Origin of the sequence: Flavobacterium branchiophilum NBRC 15030 = ATCC 35035 (genome assembly GCF_002217205.1) — a bacterium.
In the GTDB taxonomy this organism is placed as follows: domain Bacteria; phylum Bacteroidota; class Bacteroidia; order Flavobacteriales; family Flavobacteriaceae; genus Flavobacterium; species Flavobacterium branchiophilum.
Map to the genome: position 1 here is coordinate 1 of NZ_MUGT01000145.1, position 1,186 is coordinate 1,186.

Genomic DNA, 1,186 nt, shown 5'->3' on the forward strand with positions numbered 1-1,186 from the left:
TTTTTATAAATAATATATGAAAGCAAGTAATCTATTCAAAGCCTTTTTTGAAAACGAAAAAACTTCGGGTTTTATCTTAATTTGTTGTACCTTACTTTCGTTATGGCTAACTAACGTTGTTTTGGGCAGCCAATATGGTTACTTTTGGCATCAACCAATAGGAAATCAATCACTAGAATTTTGGATCAACGACGGATTGATGACTATTTTCTTTTTATTAGTAGGATTAGAATTAGAGCGAGAAATATATATTGGCGAATTGTCCCATTTCAAAGACGCTTTGTTGCCCATTTTTGGTGCTTTGGGCGGTATGATTTTTCCAGCTGGATGGTATTTGTGGGTCAATTGGCACACCGAAACTCAAGCTGGTGCTGGTATTCCAATGGCCACCGATATTGCTTTTGCACTTGGCATTTTGTCATTGTTAGGCAAAAGAATTCCTGTTTCGCTTAAAATATTTTTAACTGCTTTGGCCGTTATCGACGATTTGGGCGCCATTATCATCATTGCATTGTTTTATACCAAAACCATTTTTTGGAATGATTTAATACTTGCACTAAGCATATTTGTGTTGTTATTGATATTCAATCGAATGAAAATCAGAAACTTAATACCTTATTTAATTGGTGGTGTAGCCATGTGGTATTTCATGCTTCATTCGGGCGTTCATGCCACTATTACTGGCGTTCTATTAGCGTTTGCCATTCCTTTTGGCAATGGCGATAGCCAATCAACGTCATATATTCTGCAAGATTTTCTTCACAAGCCTGTTGCTTTTTTGATTCTTCCCGTATTTGCATTGGCCAATACTGCCATCAGTTGGAGTACTCCAATTAGCCAAATTATAACTGAAAATTATAGTCTTGGAATTATCATAGGATTGGTTTTAGGCAAACCCATGGGTATATTTTTATTTTGTTTTGTAGCTGTAAAAGCCAAAATTTGTCAGTTACCTTCTGATTTGAATTGGAGCATGATTTTGGGGGTTGGTTTTTTAGGAGGCATCGGTTTTACAATGTCAATATTTATTACGTTGTTGGCCTTTGATCAAGTCATGTTGGTCAACAATGCTAAATTCATCATTTTGATAGCTTCTTGTGTGGCTGCAATTATTGGATTTGTATATTTAAAATATGTTACCCAAAACACCACAACACCCGATGAATAAAGTAATTCATTTTTTGAA

Annotated in this window: 1 protein-coding gene; it reads left to right on the plus strand. The window is 35.2% G+C overall.

The features are described 5' to 3' along the window. The first annotated feature begins 16 nt into the window (after positions 1-16). A complete protein-coding gene (gene nhaA / locus B0A58_RS13895; RefSeq protein WP_089081563.1) occupies positions 17-1,168 on the plus strand; it encodes a Na+/H+ antiporter NhaA in 1,152 nt (383 codons plus the stop codon). Positions 1,169-1,186 lie beyond the last annotated feature (18 nt).

Excerpts from the sequence above, each read along its gene's own strand:
- nhaA (WP_089081563.1), top strand. The coding sequence starts at position 17 with ATGAAAGCAAGTAATCTATTCAAAGCCTTTTTTGAAAACGAAAAAACT.